This window comes from Nocardia niigatensis NBRC 100131 (assembly GCF_000308655.1).
Lineage (GTDB): Bacteria > Actinomycetota > Actinomycetes > Mycobacteriales > Mycobacteriaceae > Nocardia > Nocardia niigatensis.
This window is the reverse complement of record NZ_BAGC01000109.1, coordinates 101,509-126,134: the sequence shown is the minus strand read 5'-3', so window position 1 is coordinate 126,134 and position 24,626 is coordinate 101,509. Positions and strand designations below refer to the sequence as shown.

11 protein-coding genes are annotated in these 24,626 nt (G+C 70.6%); 9 read left to right on the top strand and 2 right to left on the bottom strand.

Annotated features, from left to right (window positions below; all coding sequences use genetic code 11):
- Positions 1-61: 61 nt before the first annotated feature.
- Together ON33_RS33510 and ON33_RS33505 are read right to left on the bottom strand one after the other, a co-directional pair.
- A complete protein-coding gene (locus ON33_RS33510; RefSeq protein WP_051153294.1) occupies positions 62-1,507 on the bottom strand; it encodes a purine-cytosine permease family protein in 1,446 nt (481 codons plus the stop codon).
- Positions 1,508-1,732: 225 nt separating this feature from the next.
- Complete coding sequence (locus tag ON33_RS33505) at positions 1,733-2,164, bottom strand: MarR family winged helix-turn-helix transcriptional regulator (protein WP_040863156.1); 432 nt, start codon at positions 2,162-2,164, stop codon at positions 1,733-1,735.
- A gap of 133 nt (positions 2,165-2,297) precedes the next feature.
- On the opposite strand from ON33_RS33505, the gene ON33_RS33500 reads away from it, so the two are divergent.
- The 9 genes from ON33_RS33500 to ON33_RS33460 all read left to right on the top strand — a co-directional run bounded on the left by ON33_RS33500 (position 2,298) and on the right by ON33_RS33460 (position 24,611).
- The gene (locus tag ON33_RS33500; protein WP_040863155.1) at positions 2,298-3,371 is read left to right on the top strand and encodes an alkene reductase; all 1,074 of its coding nucleotides are present in this window, start codon (positions 2,298-2,300) and stop codon (positions 3,369-3,371) included.
- Between the two features lie 128 nt (positions 3,372-3,499).
- Entirely contained in the window at positions 3,500-4,423 is a 924-nt protein-coding gene (locus tag ON33_RS33495) for a zinc-binding dehydrogenase (protein WP_040863154.1), read from the top strand.
- Positions 4,424-4,580: 157 nt separating this feature from the next.
- Complete coding sequence (locus tag ON33_RS33490; protein WP_040863153.1) at positions 4,581-5,897, top strand: FAD-dependent oxidoreductase; 1,317 nt, start codon at positions 4,581-4,583, stop codon at positions 5,895-5,897.
- Positions 5,898-5,899: 2 nt separating this feature from the next.
- Positions 5,900-6,763 (top strand): alpha/beta fold hydrolase, encoded by an 864-nt coding sequence (locus ON33_RS33485; RefSeq protein ID WP_040863152.1) that lies wholly within the window; start codon positions 5,900-5,902, stop codon positions 6,761-6,763.
- Positions 6,760-8,292, top strand: a complete 1,533-nt coding sequence (locus tag ON33_RS33480) for an aspartate aminotransferase family protein (RefSeq protein ID WP_040863151.1) — start codon at positions 6,760-6,762, stop codon at positions 8,290-8,292. Before ON33_RS33485 ends, ON33_RS33480 begins: the two co-directional genes overlap by 4 nt.
- A gap of 23 nt (positions 8,293-8,315) precedes the next feature.
- The gene (locus ON33_RS33475) at positions 8,316-9,830 is read left to right on the top strand and encodes an FAD-binding oxidoreductase (RefSeq protein WP_040863178.1); all 1,515 of its coding nucleotides are present in this window, start codon (positions 8,316-8,318) and stop codon (positions 9,828-9,830) included.
- Between the two features lie 31 nt (positions 9,831-9,861).
- Positions 9,862-10,389 (top strand): ester cyclase, encoded by a 528-nt coding sequence (locus ON33_RS33470; protein WP_040863150.1) that lies wholly within the window; start codon positions 9,862-9,864, stop codon positions 10,387-10,389.
- 89 nt (positions 10,390-10,478) lie between these two features.
- The gene (locus tag ON33_RS33465; RefSeq protein WP_051153292.1) at positions 10,479-11,255 is read left to right on the top strand and encodes a thioesterase II family protein; all 777 of its coding nucleotides are present in this window, start codon (positions 10,479-10,481) and stop codon (positions 11,253-11,255) included.
- A gap of 114 nt (positions 11,256-11,369) precedes the next feature.
- Positions 11,370-24,611, top strand: coding sequence for a type I polyketide synthase (locus tag ON33_RS33460; protein ID WP_040863149.1), 13,242 nt, complete (start codon positions 11,370-11,372; stop codon positions 24,609-24,611).
- Positions 24,612-24,626 lie beyond the last annotated feature (15 nt).

Sequence of the window (24,626 nt, the reverse complement as noted above, 5' to 3'; positions counted from 1 at the left end):
AATCATGATTCCCTCCAATGCTTTTGGGCACCGTGCCACGACCCGTCGGCTGATCACGCGCTCATCTCGCGCTGTGCCGCGGGCGATAGACCGCACGGGTGAGCAGCACATAGACGGCGGCGGCGACGGCCGGGCCGATCTGAGCCGAAAGGTCCGCGCCGCCGAGTGCCGAGGCGACCGGTCCCTCCCACGAGGCGGTATGGATGCACAGGCCCGCCGAGATGCCGCCGGTGATGATCGCGGTGACTCCGGCGACATTGAAACCTGCGGTGTACCACTGCGCGCTCGCAGGCCGTTCGTCGTTCAGGGACAGCCCGTCATACCTGTTGCGGCGCAACACGATATCGGTGACGTAGATGGCGACCAACGGACCCAGGACCACGACCGTGAGTTCCAGCCAGCGACTCAAGGTCGCGAGGAAGTCATCGGCGACGAACAGCGCGTAATAGGTGATCGCGCCACCGAGGACGCCATCGATGAACACTGTCTGCGAGCGCCGCATCCTGACGCCCAGCCCCTGCAGGCAGAGGCCGGACGAATAGGTGGTGAGGACATTGGTGGTGATCGCGCCCACGACGATCACGGCGAGGAACACCGGATAGAACCATCCCGGGAGGATGTCCTTCAGCGAAGTCTGGGGATCACTCATGTCGACGCTCGTGCCGGCGACTACGCCGATGATCCCCAGCGCGACCGCGGGCACGAAGCCGCCGAGTGCGGTCCAGCCCAGCACCGCCCGCTTCGATACCGACTTGGGCAGGTACCGCGCGTAGTCCGCGCCGACGGTCCACGACAGCGGCGCCGATGCGATGAGCGCCACACCGACGAGCAGTGCCGACCACAACGCTCCACCCGAAAGCGGCTGGGCAGGAGCGTAATCGAACTTCGCGTGCCCGAAGACGAAGACAGCCAGCAGCACACAGCAGATGATCAGGGCGGCCGTGAAGAACGGGCTCAGCCGCACGATCGTCGCGTGACCGTAGATGCTGATCGTGAAGGTGAGGACAGCGATGACGCCGACGATCACCAGCTTCAACGGCGTCGACACCGTGATTCCGAGGTGCTGGGCCAGAGCGAAGGCTGCGAGCGAACCGAAAGAGAGGTTGATGGCCTCGTAGGAGATGGCGATCAGCCAGTTGAGGCCGGCTCCGAACACTCGATTACCGCGAATGCCGAACATGGAGCGCATGATCACCACGCTCGGCGTGCCGGCCGCCGGGCCGCTGACCGCGAGAGTGCCGACGCCGAGCCAGAATGCGTTGCCCACCACGACGACCGCTAGCGCCTGCCACAGCGACAGGCCGAGCAGTAGCGCCGAGCCGCCGAGCACGATGTAGATGTAGGCGACATTCGATGCCGCCCAGATGGTGAACAACTCGCGGGGCGTTCCGCGCCGCTCCTCCGGCGGAACGAAGTCGATGCCGCGAACCTCGATGTGTCCGAACGTATCCCCCGGTGGTCCCGGAGCCGGATCCCCGATTGTGATGTCCTGCTGTTGACTGGTCACCGCGCGCCTCCGAATACCTCTTGCAGCTTCCGTATTCGACGTGTCCGCGACACGTCTGCGGTGAAAATATCGCCGCGGGCGTCATCGCCCGGTCATCGTCCGGACATCAGGGTGGTATTCGCGCTGGTGAGAGCGTTGTTTCAGGCTGCGGCGCAGATTGATTCGGGTATCAGCCCAGAGTAGCGTTGTGCCGCAGTGGGATTGGTGTGGCCGTTGCCGGTGTTGTTACCGGGGCGGGGTGAGTGCCTTGCGAAGAAGGTCGGCCAGTTGTTGTTGTTCGTCGGGGGTCAGATTGGCGACCGCGCGGCGGGGGAAGTCGAAGGAGTCCTCGAACGCGTCATTGACGGCCTCACCCTCGGGTGTGCGCTGGATGCGGCGGAAGCGTCGATCCGCCGGATCGGGCTGCCGCAGCACCAGGGAGCGGGCCTCGAGGCGCCTCACGATCTGGGTGATGTTGGAGGCGTCGCAGCCGAGTTCCTCGGCGAGTTCGCCCATCCCGCGGGGCGTCTCGACCCGGCCCAGGACGCAGGCGTGGGCCATGCTCATGCCGTGCTCGTGGGCGGCGTCCTCGAACGCGTGGTTGTAGGCGTCTACGAATTCGAACATCACGCGTTCGACGTCGGTGGATGCGCTCACGGGACCTGCCGGTACTGCCATGCGGAAAATTCTAAGCCAAGACTTGACGAAGGTACTTGATTGGATAAATCACTTGTGCCACCATCATGCTTGATCCAATCAAGTAATTGCGCGCACATTCCGGCGCGCAAATCGATCCAGCAAGGAGTACAAGGTGAGCACTCTGTTCGAGCAGGTCTCGATCGGCCAGTTGCAGCTGCCGAGCCGTCTGGTGATGGCGCCGATGACCCGCAACCGGGCCACCCTGGACGGGCTCGTTACCGAGCTCACCGCCGAGTACTACACGCAGCGGGCGAGTGCCGGTCTGATCATCAGCGAGAGCATCCAGCCCAGCGTCATCGGCCAGGGCTACTTCCTGACCCCGGGCCTGCACAACCAGGCGCAGACCGCGGCCTGGCGCGTGGTCACCGACGCCGTGCACAACGCCGGCGGCCGGATCGTCGCGCAGCTCACCCACTGCGGGCGCATCGGTCACCCAATGCTGTACCCGGACAACGCGCTGCCGCTGGCCCCGTCCGCGGTGGTCTCCGGTGAGCAGCTGTTCACTCCCAACGGGATGATCGACCACCCGGAGCCGCGGGAGATGACCGCCGAGGACATCGCCACCACCATCGCCGACTTCGCCGCCGCCGCGCGCAACGCTATCGCGGCCGGCTTCGACGGTGTCGAGGTGCACGGTGCGAACGGTTATCTGCTGCACCAGTTCCTGGCCGACAACACCAACCTGCGCACCGACAACTACGGCGGCTCGATCGCCAACCGCATCCGCTTCGTCACCGAGGTGGTGGCCGCGGTGGCCGAGGCGATCGGCGCCGACCGCACCGGCATCCGGCTCTCGCCCGGCAACCCGTTCAACCACATCGAGGAAGCCGACCCGGCCCCGCTCTACGTCGAGTTGCTGGCCAAGCTCGCCGACCTGGACATCGCCTACGTGCACATCATGGAGGGCGGTGACCGCGAACTGACCACCAAGCTGCGCGCGGCCTGGTCCAACGGCTTCATCCTCAACCCGCACCCCACCCCCGAGGCGTTCCCCGCCACCGTCGAAGCCAGCGTCGAGGCGCTGGAATCCGGTGTGGCGGACGCGATCGCGCTGGCCACCCTGTGGCTGGCCAACCCGGACCTGGACGCCCGGATCAAGGCGGGAGGACCCTACAACACCGCCGACCAGGCGACCTTCTACGGCGGTGACCAGGTCGGCTACACCGACTACCCGACCTTGGGCTGAGTCACCCCGTACTGAAATCGCCACGGCCGCCCCGATTCCCGACTCCGAACCAGGTCGGGATCGGGGCGGCCGTGCGCCCGGGCCATTTCCGCCGACGCCCGCGCCGGCCCTGCAGAGGAGACAAGGATATGAAGGCACTCGTACACGACCAGGCCGCCCCGCACATGCTGCGCCTGGGCGACGCGCCCGCCCCGGTTCCGGGACCGTCGCAAGCGCTAATCGACGTCGCTGCGTTCTCGTTCAACTTCGGGGAGGTCGCCTTCCGGGTACCCGACCTGCCCACCGGCACCGTCCCCGGCTGGGATGCCGCCGGGACCGTCGTCGTCCCCGCGGCCGACGGTTCGGGTCCGCCCGCGGGGAGCCGCGTGGTGACCTTCGGCTGGTCCGGCGCCTGGGCCGAGCAGCGCGCGGTCGGCACCGCGGAACTGGCCGTCGTGCCCGACACCCTGGATCTGGGCGCCACCGCGGCCCTGCCGGTCGCCGCGGTCACCGCGTTGCAGGCGGTGCGGCGGCTCGGCCCCATCACTGGGCGCCGTGTGCTGGTGACCGGCGCTTCCGGTGGCGTCGGCCGGTACGCGGTGCAGCTCGCGCACCTCGCTGGTGCGGAAGTCGTTGCCTCGGTGGGCAATCCGGCGCGCGCGACCGGGCTGACCGAACTCGGCGCGGCCGAGGTGATCATCGGTCCCGCGGCCTTGCGCGGCCGGGTGTTCGGGGCGGTCGACAACGTCGGGGGACAGCAGCTGGCCGACGCCTATCTGCGGCTCGAGAACGGCGGCACCGTCGTGGCGGTCGGCAAGGCCTCGCGAGAGGCGACCGTCATCGACTTCGAGGAGGCCCGGATGCGGGTCGATCGCGGGCGGATCGAGACCTTCGTCATCGGCACCCCGCTCGGCGGCGAGCTCGCCGAACTCGTCGGTTTCGCCGAGCGCGGGGAGCTCGATCTGGCGATCGGCTGGCGCGGTGACTGGACCGACTACCAGCGGGCCGCCGACGCGTTGGTGAACCGCCGGATCCCGGGCAAGGCGGTCCTCGACGTCCGGCGCGTGGACTGAACGGCCTCCTCGAAAAGCCGCTCCTACCAGCAGGATTCGTGTCCAGTTTCTCCACGATGACCGGTCGGTGAGCCGCCCGTGGATACGTTCACCCCGTGGCCGCGCGCGAACGGGCGGCAGGCCACTGGCATGAGCGGTACGAGCAGAGGAGACAGGCATGACCAGCCGTGGAGAGAACCGCGCCGTCGTATTGGGGGGTGGGCTCGCCGGTTTGTTCGCCACCCGCGTGCTCGCCGAGAAGTACGAGCGGGTAACCCTTGTCGACCGGGACCACCTCACCGGCCCGAATCTGCTGCGGCGCGGCCTGCCGCAGGGACACCACCTGCACGGTCTGCTGTCGCGCGGCCAGCAGATCGCCGAGGAGCTGTTTCCCGGCCTGACCGACAAGATGGTCGCCGACGGTGCGGCCATCGGTGACGCGTCCAAGGACGTGCGCTGGATCATCAACGGCAAGCGCCTGGTTCAGGTCGACTCCGGGCTGGTTTGCCTGACTGCGAGCCGCCCATTCTTCGAGGCGCACATTCGCGAGCGGGTACTGGCCCTGCCCAATGTCGAGCTGGCCGAACAGTCCGACATCAGCCGCCTCGAAGTGGTCGAGGCCGGCAAGCGGATCGCCGGTGTCTGGGTCTTCCCGGAGAACTCGCACGAAACCCTGATCCCCGCCGAGCTGGTTGTGGATGCCTCGGGGCGTGGCTCGCGGGCGTCGGTCTGGCTCGACGACCTCGAGTTCGGGCGCGTCGAGGAGGAGAAGCACAAGATCGGCATGGGGTACGCCACCCGGTACTACCGCATCCCGGACGAGGCCTTCGGCGACGACATCTCGATCAACACCGTCGCCTCGGCCGGTGTGCCGCGCGGCTGCATCTGCCAGAAGATCGACGGCGGCCGCGCCATCGTGACCGCCTACGGCATCCTCGGTGACCACCCGCCGACCGATCCCGAGGGCTTCCTGGCGTTCATCAAAACCCTTGCCGCGCCGGACATCTACGAGACGCTGCAGCAGGCCGTGCCGCTCAACGACCCGGTCGCCTACAAATTCCCCACCAACCTGCGCCGCCACTACCAGCGCATGACCGACTTCCCGGCCGGTTTCCTGGTGATCGGTGACGCGGTGGCCAGCTTCAACCCCAGCTACGCGCAGGGCATGACGGTCGCCGCCATGGGTTCGGCCGTGCTGCGCAAGCACGTGCAGGCCGAGGGCGAGATCGACCCGCTGGCCTACTTCCGCGATCTGGCCGCCGAGGCCATCGACGGCTGCTGGGACATGGCCATCGGCGCCGACCTGAGCTACCCCGAGGTCCAGGGTGAGCGCACCCCTGAGATCCTCGAGGCGCACGCCTTCATCGCGAAGGTCCAGGACGCGGCCGCCCGCGACGGCGACGTGTCGCGCGCCTACCAGCGCGTCATCGGCCTGGCCGACCCCGCCACGGTGCTGCACGAGCCGGCCCTCGAAGCCAAGATCTTCGCGGAGTAATCATGACCGTGGAACGAATCAGCCTGGGCGAGTTCACCTTCGACGTCGACGTCGCGGGCCCCGCCGACGGCCCGGCCGTGCTGCTGCTGCACGGCTTCCCGCACAGCCGCGAGTCCTGGAACGAGGTGGCGCCCATCCTGCACGAGGCCGGACTGCGCACCATCGCCCCGGATCAGCGTGGCTACTCCGACGGCGCGCGGCCGACCCAGGTCGGCGACTACGCGCTGCCGAACCTGGTCGCCGACGCGCTCGGCATCCTGGACGCGCTGGGCGTCGAGTCCGCGCACGTGGTCGGTCACGACTGGGGCGCCGCGGTCGCGTGGTATCTCGGTGCGCGCCACCCGGATCGGGTGCGCAGCCTGGTCGCGCTGGCGATCCCGCACCTGGACGCCTACCAGTACGCCTACCGGGTCGACGCCGAGCAGCAGCACAGCTCGCAGTATGTCGAGTTCCTCATGTCGGCCGACTCGGCCGCGCAGTTCCTGGCCGACGACGCCGCCCAGCTGTGGGCTTGGTTCGCCCAGGCGGGGGAGGGCGTGCTGACCCCGGAACAGGTGAGCCGCTACGTCACCAAGCACAGCGACCCGGCCGTGCTCGAGGCCGCGCTGAACTGGTACCGCGCCAACAACCTGCTCGGTGAGCCGTTCGGCTTCGGCCCGGTGACGGTGCCGACGACCTTCGTCTGGAGTGTCACCGACACCGCCGTCAGCAAGCTCGCGGTCACTGAGACCGCCCAGCACGTCACCGGCCTGTACCGGCTGGTCACGATGGAGAAGACCTCGCACTGGCAGCCGCAGCAGGCGCCGGAAACCGTTGCGGGAGAGATCCTCAACCTGGTGCGCGCCGGAGAGGTCCAGAGCCGATGACCACGATCGAGAACACACAGGACTACGCCGAACCGTATCTGCTCGGGGTGCTGGCCACGGCCGGGCTCGATGTCGAGTACACCCGCGGTGAGGCCGACACCCTGTACTACCGCAAGGACGGTCAGGAGATCGCCGTCCTCGACTTCGTCGGCGGCTACGGCTCGACGTTGCTCGGGCACAGCAATCCCGAGCTGATCGAGCACGCCCGCGAACTGCTGGCAGGGCAGACGCCGATCCACGCCCAGTTCTCGCGCCACTCGTACGCCAATCGGGTGGTGTTCCAGCTGAATTCGATCATCCGGCGCGAGCTGGGCGACGACGAGAACTACTTCGCGATCTTCGCCAACAGCGGTGCGGAGGCCATCGAGGCCGCCATGAAGCACGCCGAGTTCGAACGTTTCGCGCGGATCGCCGGGCTGCGGGCCGAACTCGAGGCCAATGTCGAGGCCGCGCGCGCCGCGGTCGCGGACGGGCGGGCGTCGGGCGACATCGAGGCCCTGGTGGCCGCGGCGACCCCGCACAACGACGCGTTGTTCGCGAGCACGCCGCTGTTCCTGAGCCCCGTCGGATCCTTTCACGGCAAGCTCGCGGGCAGCGTCCAGCTCACCTACAACCCGATCTACCGGTCGGTGTTCTCGGCGCTGGCCGCCCAGGCCCGGTTCGTGCCGATGGACCAGCCCGGCGCGCTCGACGAGATCGTCGCCGCCGAGCGGCGCGACCTGCACGACCTGGAGATCGCCGACGGCCAGGTGCGCGTGACGCCGCGGGCGTTCCCGGTGTTCTGCGCCCTGGTGCTGGAACCGATCCTGGGCGAGGGCGGTATCCACGAGGTGCCGGTGGAGTTCGCCAAGGACGTCAACCGGGTAGCCGCCGACCTCGGCATCCCGGTCGTCGTCGACGAGATCCAGGCCGGGATGGGCCGGACCGGCGCCTTCCTGTCCAGCAGCCACCTGGGTCTGCGGGGCGACTACTACGCCATGGCCAAGAGCCTGGGCGGCGGTATCGCCAAGGCCGCGGTGCTGCTGGTGCGCGAGTCCCGGTACCTGCGCGACTTCGAGATGATGCACAGCTCGACCTTCGCCAAGGACAGCTTCTCCTGCCTGATGGCGGAGAAGGTGCTCACCATGCTCGAGGCGAACGACGGCGAGGTGTATCGCACTGCGGCCCAGCGTGGTTCGGAACTGCTGACCGCGCTGCGCGGGCTGCGGGCCGAGTTCCCCACCGTGATCGCGGACGTGCGGGGCCGGGGCCTGATGGCCGGACTGGAATTCGCGAACCTGGCCGAGTCGGCCTCACCGGTGCTGCGCGAACTCGACGGCAGTGGCTTCTTCGGCTACTACGTGTCGGGTTTCCTGTTGCGCGAGCACAACATTCGCACCTTCCCCACCTCGAGCGCGGTGTACACCCTGCGGTTCGAGCCGTCGGTCCACCTCACCATGTCCGAAATCGAACGGCTGATCGTCGCCTTGCGCGATGTATGCCGCGAGATTCGCGACGCGGACGGGGCCCGCCTGGCGCCGATCGCCTGAACAGACAGAAGGAGAGACACACCATGATCGAAACCTTCGATGTCGAGCGGGTGACACCCGACGATGAGCGCTACGGCGTGCTCACGGCCAGCTTCAACGGCCGGTGGAGCGGCGCCCCGGAGTATGTGCTGCTGCCCAAGACGGCCGATGAGGCCGTGGCGGCGGTGCAGCACGTGCTCGATCGCGGCGTGCGCTTCGCGCTGCAGAGCAGTGGCGCGTGCTACGAGGACCTGATCGTCAACCCCGAGGTCCAGGTCATCATCAGTGCGTCGCAACTGAATTCGGTCGAGTACGACGCCGAGCTGTCCGCGTTCGCGGTGGGCCCCGGCATCAGCACCGCCGACCTGTACCAGAAGCTGTACGACGGCTGGCATGTCACCGTCCCGGCCGGGATCGGTCCGCCGGTCGCGCTGGGCGGGCAGATGACGAACGCGGGATACGGTCCGCTGTCGCGTCAGTTCGGGCATCTCGTCGACTACCTCGAGGCCGTCGAGGTAGTCGTCGTGGATGCCGACGGCAAGGCCGGCAAGGTCGTGGCGACCCGGCGGGCCGACGACCCGAACCGGGACCTGTGGTGGGCGCACACCGGCGGCGGTGGCGCCACCTACGGGCTGGTCACCAAGTTCTGGCTGCGCGCGCCCGGCGCGACGGGCAGCGAACCGGCCGGCCAATTGCCCACGGCCCCGGAGGAACTGATCGTCTCCGAGGTCGTCTGGTCCTGGGATCAGCTGACTGAGGACGCGTTCGGCAAGCTGCTCACCACCTTCACCGCCTGGCACGAGAAGCACGCGGGCGTCGACTCGCCGTACGTGAATCTGTTCAGCGCGCTGAAGCCGCGGCACATCTCGGCCGGTGAGTTCCTGATGTCCTCGCAGATCGACGCGGCCACCCCGGACGCCGACCGGCTGCTCGACGAGTTCCTGGCCGCCATGGCCGAAGGCGCGGGCATCACCTACCGGGTCGACGCGCGCAAGCGGGTCGAGTGGATCTCCCACGTCACCGCGTGGGCGGATCTGGGCGGTGACGGCTGGGAAGGCAAGGGGCGCTTCAAGGCCAAGTCGGCCTACCTGCGCACCGCGCTGCCGGCCGACCAGGTGGCCGCCCTGTATCGCAACCTCACCGATCCGGCGTTCGACAACTCGGCCACCCTGGTGGAGATCGCCGGGTACGGCGGCCACGTCAACACTGTCGATTCCACGGAAACCGCTGCCCCACAGCGTGATTCGATCATAAAGATGCTCTACATCGTGATGTGGGCGACGCCGGAGGAGGACGCGGCCCAGCTGGCCTGGCTGCGCCGCTTCTACGGCGAGGTCTACGCCGCGACCGGCGGGGTGCCAGGACGGGGCGGGGCGAATGACGGCGCGGTCCTGAACTACACCGATACCGATCCGCAGGACCCGGCGCTGCACACCGCGCCGATTCCGTGGCAGGAGCTCTACTTCGGCGCCGCCCTGCCCCGCCTGCGGGAGATCAAGGCGAAGTGGGACCCACGCGGCCACTTCACCCACGCCCTGGCCGTTCGCGGCGACGATTGACCGCACTACCGGATCACCCTGGAGGCATCCGATGACATCGCTCGAGAAGATCGAGTACTTCGACGACCGCTACCGCAAGGCTCGCGCCGGGTTGGGTGGGGCGCTGCCCGACGCCGACACCATCGGCGACTTCATGGGCCGCTGGTACCAGGCGGTGAACTCCGCCGACATCGACGCACAGCTGGCGATGTGCACCGACGACATTCTGGTGGAGGACCCGGCCATGTTCGGCCGGTTCAGCAAGGGGCACGCAGACTTCCGGCTCTTCGCCCAGATCACCTACAAGGCGTTCCCGGACATGCGGTTCGAGGCGACCGGCGCGCCGCTGGTGTCCCTGGACGGCAACCGCATCGTGGTGCCCTGGCACGGGACGGGCACTCTGTCCGGCGGCATCTCGGGCTGGCCGCCGGAGCACCCGGAGGAGCCGGTCGCGGCCACCGGGCGCAAGTTCGATCTGGAGGGCATGGACACCTACGAGTTCCGTGACGGCCTGATCAGCTACTGGCGCATCAGCTACGACAACTTCGAGATGTCGCAGCAGCTTGGCCTGATGGGCTGAAACTCCTGATCGATTCGCGCCGGGCGCCGGGTACCCCTCCCCGGTGCCCGGCGCGAAACCGTTCGGTATACAAAAAGGGAATTCGTGTGATGGAAAAACGTCTGTCCGGCAACCCTTCTCCGAGCGCGTGGATTCGCCGATTCGGTCCCGCTCCCGACGCTCCGCACCGATTGGTTTGTTTTCCGCACGCGGGTGGATCCGCGAGTTATTTCTTCAAATGGATGCAGGCCCTCGCGCCCGAAATCGATGTGCTCGCCGTGCAATATCCAGGCCGCCAGGAACGCCGCACCGAAACGGTCGTCGACGATATCGGCCAGCTCGCCGATCACATTGCCGCGGAGTTGCTTCCGTGGCTGTACCGGCCCACCTCGTTCTTCGGGCACAGCATGGGGGCGATCCTCGCCTTCGAGGTCGCGCTGCGGCTGGAACGGTCCGGGACCCGGCTGACCGAACTGTTCGTCTCCGGCCGCCGCGCGCCCGCGACCAGCCGCGACGAGCGCACCTACCTGGCCGGTGATGCCGATCTGCTCGACGATGTCGTCCGCCTGGGTGCGACCGACGCCGCGGCGCTCGCCGATCCGGAGATCGCGGCCATGGTGCTGCCGGTCATCCGGGGCGACTACCGCGCCATCGAACGCTACCGCTGGACCGATGGGGCGCGGGTCCGCTGCGGGATAACGGCATTCACCGGGGACGACGACCCCAAGACCACGGTCGCCGAGATGGCCGAATGGCGTGCGCACACGCACGGCGAGTTCGAACTGCGCGAGTTTCGCGGCGGCCATTTCTTCCTCAACGAGCACGCCGCCGCGCTGCACACGGAGATCCGGGAACGAGCCACCGGCACCGCGGTGTGGTCGAAATAACCTAATTACCAACGGATTACCAACCTGTTCCGACCGCGCGGCTACGTTGAAATCGCGCCCTCCGATGGCGTCAGTTCCACACCACGTGCCGAATGGGCAAGGGGGAGAGCCGTTTTGAGTTCCAACAACGCCACCGATAATGCCGGGATCGCCGTCATCGGATTCGCGTGCCGCCTACCCGGCGCGGGCAACCCCGCCGAGTTCTGGGAACTGCTGAGCTCGGGTGCCAGCGCCATCTCCTCCTGGCCCGAAGACCGCGCGGCGTACGCCGGGGCGGGGGACCGTCCGGAGCGGCGCGGCGCTTTCCTGGCCGATGTCGAGGGCTTCGACGCGCCGTTCTTCGGGATCTCCCCGCGCGAGGCGGCCGCGATGGATCCGCGGCAGCGGCTGGTGCTCGAACTCGCCTGGGAGGCCCTGGAAGACGCCGGCACCCGGCCCGAGCAGCTGCGCGGCGGCGACACCGCGGTGCTGGTCGGCGCCCACCGTGACGACTACGCCGCCCTGCTGGGCACCCTGCCCGAGAACGCCATCACCCACCACAGCCTGACCGGCGCCAGCCGCGGCGTGATCGCCAATCGGGTCTCCTACTTCCTCGGCGTGCACGGGCCCAGCCTGACCGTGGACTCGGTGCAGTCCTCGGCTCTGGTGGCCGTGCACCTGGCCTGCCAGAGCCTGCGCACCGGTGAGGCGTCCACGGCTCTGGTGGCGGGAGTCAACCTGAACCTGTCCGCGGCGACCGCGGTCGCGACCGAGCGCTTCGGCGGGCTCTCGCCCACCGGCACGTCGGCCGCCTTCGACGCCGGCGCCGACGGTTTCGTGCGTGGTGAGGGCGCGGTCGCGCTGCTGCTCAAGCCGCTGGCCGACGCCATCGCGGCCGGTGACCGCATCCACGGGGTGATTCACGGCAGCGCGGTCAACAACGACGGCGCGACCGAGGGACTCACGGTCCCCGGGCAGGCCGCCCAGGAGCAGGTCCTGCGGGAGGCGTACCGGCGTGCCGGGGTGTCCGCCGCGCAGGTCCAGTACGTCGAAACGCACGGCACCGGGACGCCGGTCGGCGATCCGATCGAGGCGGCCGCGCTCGGCGCGGTGCTGGGGTCGGGGCGGACCCGGCCGCTGCCGATCGGATCGGTGAAGACCAATATCGGGCACCTGGAGGGCGCGGCCGGGCTGGCCGGACTGCTCAAAGTGCTGCTGTGCCTGCGGCATCGGCAGCTGCCGCCGAGCCTGAACTTCGCGACCCCGAACCCCTCGATCCCGTTCGGCGAACTGAATCTCGCGGTACAGAACGAGCTTTCGGCGTGGCCCGAACCCACGGTGCCGCTGATCGCGGGCGTGAGCTCGTTCGGCTTGGGCGGCACCAACTGCCATGTGGTGCTCGGTGAAGCACCGGAGACCGAGCCGGTGGCCGCAACGGGCCGTCCGCTCGCGGTCGCGCCGTGGGTGCTCTCAGCGCGGACGCCCGAAGCGCTCGCGAGTCAGGCGAAGCAGCTCGCGGAACTCACCTCGCAGGATCCCGTCGATGTGGGCTGGTCGCTGTCCACCAACCGAACGACTTTCGACCACCGTGCCGTGGTCGCCGCGGGCGACGGTCCGGCCCGGCAGCGCGCGCTCGAGGCGCTCGCCGCGGGGCTGCCCGCGCCACAACTGGCCACCGGCTCGGTCGAGCCTGGCGAGCTGGCGGTGGTGTTCTCCGGCCAGGGCGGTCAGCGGATCGGGATGGGCCTCGAGCTCTACCGCGAATTCCCAGTCTTCGCCGCGGAATTCGACGCCATCGCCGCGCATCTGGATCCGGTCCTGGACCGCCCGCTGCACGACATCATCGCCACCGGGGAGGACCTGGATCGGACCGGCTACGCGCAGCCCGCGCTGTTCGCGGTGCAGGTGGCGCTGTATCGACTGGTCCAATCCTGGGGTATCGCACCGGATTTCGTCGCCGGACATTCCATCGGTGAGATCGGCGCGGCGCACGTGGCGGGAGTGCTGTCGCGCGCCGACGCGGCCACCCTGGTCACGGCGCGCGGACGGCTCATGCAGGCGTTGCCGAGCGGCGGAGCCATGATCGCGTTGGAGGCCACCGAGGCCGAAGTCGCGCCACTGCTGGCCGGACTGCCCGAGCTGGGTATCGCGGCTGTCAACGGGCCGCGCGCGGTCGTCATCGCCGGGCAGGAGCGCGGTGCGGTCGAGGTTGCCGCCCTGGTTGCCGCGATGGGCCGGAAGACCAAGCGGCTCAATGTCTCCCACGCGTTCCACTCGCCGCTCATGGAGCCGATGCTCGACGAGTTCGCCGCGCTGGTCCGGACCCTGACATTCGCGCAGCCGACCCTGCGGGCGGTGTCCTCGGTGACCGGCGGACCCGCGCAGGAGTGGGCTTCGGCGGACTACTGGGTGGAGCACATCCGGCAACCTGTCCGCTTCCTGGACGCGGTTCGAGCCATCGAAGCCCATGGCGTGACAAAGACATTCGAGCTCGGTCCCGACGGTGTGTGCTCGGCCATGATCGCCGACGCGGCCGTCGACCCGGAGCGGATCACCGCGGTCCCGGCCCTGCGCCCGGACCGTGACGAACCCGCCACCATCGTGACCGCGGCGGCGCAGCTGTTCACCCGGGGTGCGCGGATCGACTGGCCCGCACTGTTCTCCGGTACCGGCGCGCGGGTCGTGGACCTGCCGACCTATCCGTTCCAGCGCCGCCGGTATCCGCTGCTGGGCGGTGCGGCCGTGCCCGCCGTCGCCCCGGCGCCGGCGACGAGCGCCCCGGCGGAGGTGGCGGTCGCCGCTCCGGCGGTGGCGGATATCGATGTGAATTCGCTGGTCACCGGCCATATCCTGGCCGTCCTCGGCTTCGACGCCACCGAACGCGTCGACACCCACGCCCGCTTCCGTGACCTCGGCTTCGATTCCCTGCTCGGGGTGGAGCTGCGCAAGGCCCTCGCCCGCGCCACCGGCCTGAGCCTGCCCGGCGGGCTGCTGTTCGACTACCCGACGCCCGCGGCACTGATCGACTACCTGAACGCCGCGCTCACCGGCACCGCGAACGACGTTGCGGCCGAGGCGTTCACGGCCGCCGGTGACGAACCCATCGCCATCGTGGGCATGGCCTGCCGGTATCCGGGCGGCATCGCCGGACCCGACGACCTGTGGCGGGTGGTGGCGGACGGCATCGACGCCATCACCGAATTCCCGGCCAACCGGGGCTGGGACGAGGCATTGTTCGACGGGGACCGGCCCGGCGGCAGCTACGTGCGGCTCGGCGGCTTCCTCGAGCACGCCGACGAGTTCGACGCGGGCCTGTTCGGCATCTCGCCGCGCGAGGCGCTGGCCATGGACCCGCAGCAACGACTGCTGCTCGAAACCTCCTGGGAGGCTATCGAACACGCAAGCATCGACCCGCAGTCCCTCGCGGGTTCCCGCACGGGCGTGTTCGTCGGCGCGACCGTCTCCGACTACGGCCCGCGCATGCACACGCCTGCCGCGGGCACCGAGGGTTACGTGCTGACCGGCACCGCCAACAGTGTGATGTCGGGTCGCATCGCCTATCAGCTGGGCCTGCTCGGCCCCGCGTTGACCGTGGACACCGCCTGCTCGTCGTCATTGGTCGCCATTCACCTCGCGGTGCGCTCGCTGCGCGCGGGCGAATCCGCACTGGCGCTCGCCGGTGGCGCGGCCGTGATGGCCAATCCCGGGATGTTCGTGGAGTTTTCGCGGCAGCGCGGCCTCGCACCCGACGGCCGCTGCAAGCCGTTCGCGGCCGCCGCGGACGGCACCGCGTGGGCCGAGGGCGCGGGCGTGCTGCTGCTGGAACGGCTCTCCGACGCGCGCCGCAATGGCCACCGGGTGCTGGGTGTCATCCGCGGAACCGCCATCAACCAGGACGGCGCGTCCAACGGATTGACCGCGCCCAACGGCCCCGCGCAGCGGCGTGTCATCGGCGCGGCGCTGGCCGACGCCGGGCTGACCGCCGGGGCGGTCGACGCGGTGGAGGCGCACGGCACCGGCACCGCGCTGGGCGACCCCATCGAGGCCGACGCCCTGCTCGCGACGTATGGCGCACACCGTGATTCGGGCCGGCCCCTCTACCTGGGTTCGCTGAAATCCAACATCGGCCACGCGCAGGCGGCCGCCGGTGTGGCCGGTGTGATCAAGATGGTGCAGGCCATGCGGCACGGCGTGCTGCCCGGCACCCTGCACCTCGACGCGCCCACCCCACACGTCGACTGGTCGGCGGGCAGCATCGAACTGCTGGCCCAGCGCCGCGACTGGCCGCGCGGGGAGCACCCGCGCCGGGTCGGCGTGTCCTCCTTCGGCATCAGCGGCACCAACGCCCATGTGGTCCTCGAAGAGGCCGAGTCCGATTCCGCGACAACCGCATTCCCCTCGAATGCATCCGAGCCGACCGGATCCGCACCCACGGCATCCATGTCCGCTGGATCCGAGGCCGCATCCTCGGTAGACCCGTCCGGGGCAGCCGCATCCGCGGCGGGCGCGGTCGCGCGGCCGGTGGCGTGGCTGGTGTCCGGGCGCGACCGCCAGGCCCTGCGCGGCCAGGCGGGCAAGCTGGATGAGTTCCTCGCCGCGCGGCCGGACGCGTCGGTCGGCGCAGTCGCGTACTCGCTGGTGCGGACCCGGGCGCTGCTGCCCGAACGCGCGGTTGTGGTCGGCCGCACCCACGCGGATTTCCGAGCCGGTCTGGCCGCCCTGCGCGACGGAACCGATGCGCCGCAGCTGGTTTCGGGCCGGTCCGTGCGGGCCGTGCGCACCGCGTTCCTGTTCACCGGCCAGGGTGCGCAGCGCATCGGTATGGGCCAGGAGCTGTATGCCGCATTCCCGGCGTTCGCCGTGGCCTTCGACGAGGTGTGCGCGGCTTTCGGCCCGTGGCTGGCGCTGCCGCTGCGCGAGGTCGTCCGCGACCGGGCCGAGGCCCTGGACCGGACCGAGTACACCCAGCCCGCCGTGTTCGCGGTGGAGGTCGCGCTCGCCGCGCTGTGCCGTGAGCTGGGCCTGATTCCGGATGCGGTGGCCGGTCATTCGATCGGCGAGCTGGCGGCGCTGCACGTCGCCGGTGGCATCGGATTGGCCGACGCCGCGAAACTGGTCGCGGCGCGCGGCCGTCTCATGCAGGCGGCGCGGGCGGGCGGGGCGATGATCGCCATCGGCGCGCCCGCCGACGAGGTGGCCGCCTCCCTCGACGGGTACGCGGTGGATATCGCGGCGGTGAACGGACCCGCTTCGGTGGTGATCTCCGGCGACACCGACGCCGCCGAGGCCGTCGCCGAGCGGTGGCGGGCCGCGGGTCATCGCACGCACACGCTACGGGTCAGCCACGCCTTCCACTCCGCGCACATGGATTCCGCGCTGGAGGAGTTCCGCGCCGTAGCCGAGTCGGTGTCCTTCACCGAGCCTGTGATTCCCGTGGTGTCCGCGCTCTCACCCGAGCACGCCGACCTCACCTCGCCCGACTACTGGGTGCGTCAGCTGCGCGGTACCGTGCGCTTCCTGGACGCCGTGCGCACGCTCGAGAACGACGACATTCGACTGTTCGTGGAGATCGGCCCGGACGCCGTGCTCACCGCCATGGCCCGCGAGTCCTTCGCGGCCCCGGCGTCGATCGCGGTGCCCCTGCTGCGCCGCGGCCGCCCCGAGGACGACACCTTCGTGACCGCTCTGGCCGCCGCGCATGTCCACGGCGCGCCCGCCGACTTGACCGCCCTGGTCGAATCTCCCTCGGCTACGGTGGAATTGCCGACCTACGCGTTCCAGCGCGGCAGCTACTGGCTGCGCGGGGGCACCGAGCGGCCCACCTCCGGGCACCCGATCCTCACCACCCGGGTGGACCGCGCCGACCGGGACGAGGTGCTCTTCAGCGGCACCCTGACCAATGCCGAACACGGCTGGCTGCGCGATCACGTCATCGCCGGTGCGCCCATCCTGCCCGCCGCCGCCTTCGTGGACTTCGCCGTCGCGGCAGCGAATCTGCTGGGCGCCGAACAGGTTTCCGAAGTCGTGGTGGAAGCCGCGCTGCCGCTGCACGGTTCGGTGGAAGTCCAGCTGATCGCCGGCGTCGCCGGAGCGAACGAGCGGCGGCCCTTCACGATCCACGCCCGGAGCGCCGAGGACGCGCCCTGGTCGCGGCACGCCTCCGGCTTCTTCGACCTCGCTGCCCCGCCCACCCCCGGCCTCAGCAACGAGTGGCCCGCACCGGATGCCGTCGAGCAGCCGATCGAGCACGCCTACGACCGGCTCGCGGGCCTCGGCTACCAGTACGGCGCCGCCTTCCGCGGCCTGACCCGCTGGTGGCGCACCGACGACGAGCTGTTCGCGGAGGTGCGGCTGCCCGCCGCCCGCGTCGACGAGGCCGGTCGCTACGGCCTCCACCCCGCGCTGCTCGACGCCGTCCTGCACCCGCTGGTGCTGGACCTGGCCGACGCCGCCGGGCCCCGGGAGATGCTGCTGCCGTACGCGTTTTCCGCTGTGCGCGTGAGTCTGCCGGGAGCGAGCGCCCTGCGCGCCCGGCTGATCCGGACCGGCCGCACCTCGGCCGAGATCACCGTCACCACCGACGACGGCACCCCGGTCGCCGTCATCGGGGCGCTGGACTTCCGGCCCACCGCCGTCGAGGGTTTCGTCACCAGGCCGCCGCTGTACGCCCTGGCCTGGCAGCCGCTGCTCGAATCCGAGACCACCGGAACCGAAGTCGAGACCCTCGTCCTCGAACCCGGCGACACTCCCGAGCTGGTGCACGCGGCCACGATCCTGGCCACCGAATCGATCCAGCGGCACCTCGCCGCAGCCGATTCGCCGCTCGTCCTCGTCACCCGTGGCGCGGTGGCCACCACCGCGGGCGAGCGGGTCGACGACCTCACCGGTGCCGCGGTGTGGGGCCTCGCCCGCGTCGCCGCCGGCGAACACCCCGGACGGGTGCTGGTGCTCGACATTCCCGTGCAGGACGAGATCGGGGAGTGGCCGGGCCGAGCAGCTGCCTCCGGGGAATCCCAGCTCGCCGTCCGAGATGGTGCGCTGTACATCCCCCGGGTCACCACGCGCACCACCGAATTCACCGGCACTCCGATCCGGACCGACGGCACCGCGCTGATCACCGGTGGCACCGGCGGACTCGGCGCGCTGTTCGCCCGGCACCTGGTCGCCGAACACGGCGTGCGCCACCTGCTGCTGGTCAGCCGCCGCGGCCCGGCTACGCCCGGCGCCGACGACCTGACCGCCGACCTGCGTGCCGCCGGTGCCACCGTCGAGGTGCTCGCCGCCGATATGGCCGACCCGAACGCCGTCGCCGGGGTGCTCACCGCGATCCCGGCCGACCGTCCGCTGCGCGTGGTGGTGCATGCCGCGGGCACGCTCGCCGACGCCATGATCGACGCGTTGACCGCCGACCAGATCCACACCGTACTGCGCCCGAAAGTCGACGCCGCCTGGCAGTTGCACCGGGCCACGGCCGCATTGGATCTCGACGCGTTCATCCTGTTCTCGTCGCTGTCGGGCACTATCGGCACGGCCGGGCAGGGCAATTACGCCGCCGCCAACGCCTATCTCGACGGCCTTGCCGCCCATCGCGCCGCCGCGGGTCTGCCCGCGCGCTCCCTGGCGTGGGGTCTGTGGGACACCTCGGTCGGCATGGGGACGGGTCTGTCCGCGGCCGATATCGAGCGCTGGAAGCGCCTGGGTGCGCCGCCGCTGACCGTCGAGGCGGGCCTGGCGCTCTTCGACGCCGCGCTCGGCAGCCCCGAGCCGGTCGTCGTCGCGGCGGCCATCGACTACGGTGTGCCCGCCGCGGCCGCCCCGGCCATCCTGCGCACACCCGTGCGCCGGGGGAACCGGAGCGCGGGCGGCACCTGGGCCGACCGCATGACCGCCATCGCCGACGACCAGCGCGCCGACGCGCTGCTGGAGTACGTGCTGGGCGTGAGCGCCGCGGTGCTGGGCCATGATTCGGCTTCCGGCCTCGACGCCGACAGCGCCTTCCGGGAACTGGGCTTCGACTCGCTGGCCGGGCTCGAACTGCGCAACCGGATCGGCGCCGAGACCGGCTTCACCCTGGGCGCGACGGTCGTCTTCGACCACCCGTCGCCGACCGCGCTGGCCACCTACCTCGGGGAACTGCTGCGGCCGAAGCAGCCCGCCGCGGCCACGGTGGCGGTGAAAGTCCGGTCCGCCCAGGACGATCCGATCGTCATCGTCGGGATGGCCTGCCGCTATCCCGGCGACGTCCGCACTCCCGGCCACCTGTGGCGGCTCGTGGCCGACGGCGTCGACGCCATCGGTGAGTTCCCCGTCAACCGCGGCTGGAACGTGGACGAGCTCTACGACCCACGCTCCGAACGGCCGGGCACCTCCTCGACCAAGCACGGTGGCTTCCTCTACGACGCCGACCTGTTCGACGCGGACTTCTTCGGCATTTCCCCGCGCGAGGCCACGGCCACCGACCCGCAGCAGCGCCTGCTGCTCGAAACTGCCTGGGAGGCCATGGAATACGCGGCCATAGATCCGGCGAGCCTGCGCGGCAGCCGCACCGGTGTCTTCACCGGCGCCATGTACGACGACTACGCCATCCGGGTGCAGGGCGCGGCGGGCGAATTCGAGGGCCTGCTGCTGGCGGGCAACCTGTCCAGCGTTATCTCCGGCCGCCTGGCCTACACCTTCGGCTTCGAGGGTCCCGCGATCACGGTCGACACCGCCTGCTCGTCCTCGCTGGTGGCCATGCACCTGGCGGCGCAGTCGCTGCGCAGCGGTGAATGCGATCTCGCCGTCGCCGGCGGCGTCACCGTGATGTCCACTCCGAACACGTTCGTCGAGTTCTCCCGACAGCGCGGCCTGTCCGCAGACGGCCGCTGCAAGGCCTTCAGCGCCGACGCCGACGGCACCGGCTGGTCCGAGGGCGTGGGACTGGTCGTGCTGCAACGACTCTCCGACGCCCGCGCCGCCGGGCACGAGGTGCTGGCGGTACTGCGCGGCACCGCCGTCAACCAGGACGGCGCGTCCAACGGCCTGACCGCGCCCTCGGGCCCGGCCCAGGAGCGGGTGATCCGCGCGGCGCTGGCCGACGCCGGACTGTCCGCCGCCGAGGTGGACGCGGTGGAGGCGCACGGCACCGGAACCCGCCTGGGCGACCCGATCGAGGCGCAGGCGCTGCTGGCCACCTACGGCAGCGACCGCGCGGCCGACCGCCCGCTGTGGCTGGGGTCGTTGAAGTCGAATATCGGTCACTCGCAGGCGGCTTCGGGCGTGGGCGGCGTGATCAAGATGATCGAGGCGATGCGCCGGGGCGTGCTGCCGCGCACCCTGCACGCTGAAACGCCCAGCCCGCACGTGGACTGGTCGTCGGGGGCTGTGCGCCTGCTGACCGAGGCCCGGCCGTGGCCGGAGACCGGGCAACCGCGCCGGGCCGGTGTGTCGTCGTTCGGTGTCAGCGGCACCAACGCGCACGTCATCCTCGAACAGCCCGCCCCGCGGACCGCCGTCGCGGTCGCGCCGGAGCAACCGGTGCCGTGGATCCTGTCCGCGAAGGACGACGCCGGACTGCGGGAGGTCGCGGCCCGGCTGCGCGACCACCTGGCCGAAATCGATGCCCGCCCGGCCGATATCGGACTCACCCTGGCGACCGGTCGCGCGCGGCACGATGTGCGCGCCGCCATCACCGGTGAGCCCGCCGAGCTGGCCCGGGCCCTGGACGACATCGCTCAGGACCGGCCGAACACCGCCGTCGCCCGGGCGCAGCGGGGCTCACGCGGCAAACTGGGCATGCTGTTCACCGGTCAGGGCAGTCAGCGCCTCGGGATGGGCCGCGAACTGTACGAGACCTCAACACTTTTCGCGGGAGTCTTCGACGAGATCTGCGCGCTGCTGGACCCCGGTCTGGCGCGCCCGCTGCGCGAGGTGCTGTTCGCTCCGGAGGACTCCGCCGACTCGGCGCTGCTCGACCAGACGCATTTCGCCCAGGCCGCGCTGTTCGCTGTCGAGACGGCACTGTACCGGACCATCGAAAGTCACGGTCTGCGACCGGATTACCTGACCGGCCACTCGATCGGCGAGGTCGCCGCCGCGCACGCCGCCGGGGTGCTCGACCTGGCTGACGCCGCGACGCTGGTCTCGGCGCGCGGACGACTCATGCAGGCGGCCCGCTCGCACGGCGTGATGATCGCCGTCGAGGCCACCGAGGCCGAGTTGGCACCGGACCTGGCGGGGTACGGCGAGGCCGTGGTGATCGCCGCCATCAACGGCCCCCGTTCGACCGTCATCTCCGGTGACGCCGACGCGGCCGCCGCCGTGGCCGAGCTGTGGCGCGAACGCGGCCGCAGAATCCGGCAGCTGCCGGTCAGCCACGCTTTCCACTCCCCGCACATGGACGACGTGCTCGACGAATTCCACAGTGCCATCGCACATCTGGACTTCAGGCCGCCGACGATCCCCTTGGTTTCCAATGTCACCGGAACCCTGGCGACGGTGGAAGAGGTGACCGACCCCGGGTACTGGGTCCGCCACATCCGCCTCGCGGTGCGCTTCCTCGACGGCATCCGCTACCTCGAAAACGCCGGCGTCACCGACTTCGTCGAGATCGGCCCCGACGGGGTGCTCTCCGCGCTGGCGCAGCAGACCCTCACCGCCACCGATGGTTTCGCCGCACCCGTGCTGCGCCGCGGCCGTTCGGAGCGGCAGACGCTGACCGCCGCGGTGGCGATCGCGGGCATGCATGGCCACCGCGTGGACTGGGACAGCCTGTACACCGGCGCGCGCCGGGTCGCCGCGCCCACCTATCCCTTCCAGCACAAGCGGTACTGGCTCGAACCAGCCGGCCGGACACTGAATCTCTCCGGTCTGGGCTTGGACGCCGCCGACCACGAGCTGCTGGGCGCGGCCGTCCCGATCGCGAATCGCGACGAGGTCCGGTTCACCACGCGCCTGGGTGTCGAATCCGTGCCGTGGCTGGCCGACCACGCCCTCGACGGCCTGCCGGTCGTGGCGGGCACCGCGCTGGTCGACATGGTCCTGCACGCGGCGCGCCGGGTCGGCTGCGACGAGCTGGCCGAACTCACCATCGGCGCGCCGCTGGTCCTGCCCCCGGGCGGCGCCACCGTGCAGGTCGGCATCGGACTGCCCGATGAACTCGGCCGCCGCGCTGCGGAAGTCCACTCGCGCCGCACCGACGACGGCGAATGGGTCACACACGCCAGCGGATTCGTGATCGCCCGCTCCGAGGACCGCACCGCGGGCACGGTCGGGACGATCGACGACTCCGAGTTCGATCTCACCGGCGTCTACGAACGGCTGCACGAGCTCGGCTACCAGTACGGGCCCGCGTTCCAGGGACTGAAGCGGGTGCGCCGGACCGGTGAATCCCTCTTCGTCGCCGTCGAACTCCCGGAGGCGCGGCACGGCGATACCGTCGACTTGCACCCGGCCCTGCTCGACGCCGCGCTGCATGCGCTGCTACCAAGCGTCACCGACGAGTCGGCCCGGTCGTGGCTGCCCTTCGCCTGGGGCGGAGTGCGTATCCACGCCACCGGCGCGACCGCGCTGCGGGTGCGCATCGACCTCGAGGACGCCGGAACCGACGCGCTGCGGGTGTCGCTGCACGCCGACGACCCGGCCGGAGCGCCGGTGGCCACCGTCGATTCGCTGGTCCTGCGGGCCCGCCCGGCCGTCACGGCCGCCACCGAGGTGGACGGGTTGCTCGTGCCGCGGCTGCGGCCCGTGCGGACCGAGGGCGACGGTGCTGGCGTGCAGATCATCGAAGCGCCCACCGGCTCGCCCAAGGCCGTGCTGCACGCCACCCTGGAGACCGTCCGGGACTGGCTCGCGCAGTCCGAGGGCGAGCGGCTCGCGATCGTCACCGCCGCGGGCGAACTCGGCCACGCGGGCATCCGCGGGCTGGTCCGGTCGGCGGAGGCGGAGAACCCGGGCCGGGTCACCGTCGTCGAGATCGACGAGTCCGAGCGCTCGCGCGACGTCCTGGACCGGGCCGCCGCGACGGGTGAACCGCACGTCGTGGTGCGCGACGGCGAGCTGTTCGCACCCCGGCTCGAACGGATGCGGCAGGTGTCGGGGGAGACCCCGGACTGGTCGCGGGGCACGGTCCTGATCACCGGCGGCACCGGCACCCTGGGCGCACTGCTGGCCCGCCACCTGGTGGCCGAGCACGGTGCCCGGGACCTGCTGCTCATCAGCCGCCGCGGCCCCGCCGCTCCCGGCGCGGCCGAATTGAGTTCGGAGCTGGCCGAATTCGGCGCGCGGGTCGCCATCGTGGCCGCCGACGTGACCGACCGCGACGCGCTCGCGGCCGCCATCGGCGACCGCGCCATCGGCGCGGTCGTGCACACCGCGGGCCTCACCGAGGACGGTGTCGTCACCGCCCTCACCCGCGGACAGCTCGACCGGGTGCTGCGGCCCAAGCTCGACGCGGCCTGGCACCTGCACGAACTCACCCTCGCACACGAGCCCGCGGCCTTCGTGCTGTACTCCTCGGTGGCTGGCCTGCTCGGCACCGCCGGGCAGGCGAACTACGCGGCCGCCAACACCTATCTCGACGGTCTCGCCGAACACCGGCACGCCCAGGGCCTGCCCGCGACCTCGCTGGCGTGGGGCCTGTGGGCCGGGAGCAGCGAACTCAGCGGCCACCTCGAGGACGTGGACCTGCGTCGGCTCGCCCGCTCGGGTCTGCTGCCCCTCGACCCGGCCGAGGCGCTGGACCTGTTCGACGCCGCCGTCCGCACCGGGGAACCGGTGCTTGCGATCACCCGGATCGACCAGGAAGCCCTGCGCGCCAACGAATCCGGGGTGCCCGCACCGCTGCGGGAACTGGTCCGCACCCGGGCGCGGCGCGCCGCCGCGGCGGCCTCGGCCGAGCCGGATCTGACGGCCCGGCTGGCCGGACTCGAACCCGACGCGCGCATCCAGGCGCTCGCCGATCTGGTCCGGGCCCGCGCCGCCGCGGCCCTCGGCCACGACGACGATTCGGCCGTCAGCCGGGACCGGTCCTTCCAGGAGCTCGGGTTCGACTCGCTCATGGCGGTCGAGCTGCGCAACGACCTCGGCAAGGCACTCGGCCTGACGCTGCCCGCCACGCTGATCTTCGATCACGCCAACCCGGCGGTCCTGGCCGAACACCTGGCCGGGCAGCTCGGATTCGACACCGGCGCCACCGAAGTGCCGGTGCTCGAACTGATCGACGGCCTGCGCCCGTCCATCACGGCCGCGCTGACCGACACCGCCACCGGCCAGGCCGCGGCCATCGCGGCCCGGCTGCGGGAACTGCTGAGCCTGGTCACCGCCGACACCGGCTTCGAGGGCGATCTCGACGCGGCGACCGACGACGAGCTCTACGCGCTCATCGACGAGCTCGACTGAATTCCCCTACCTCCC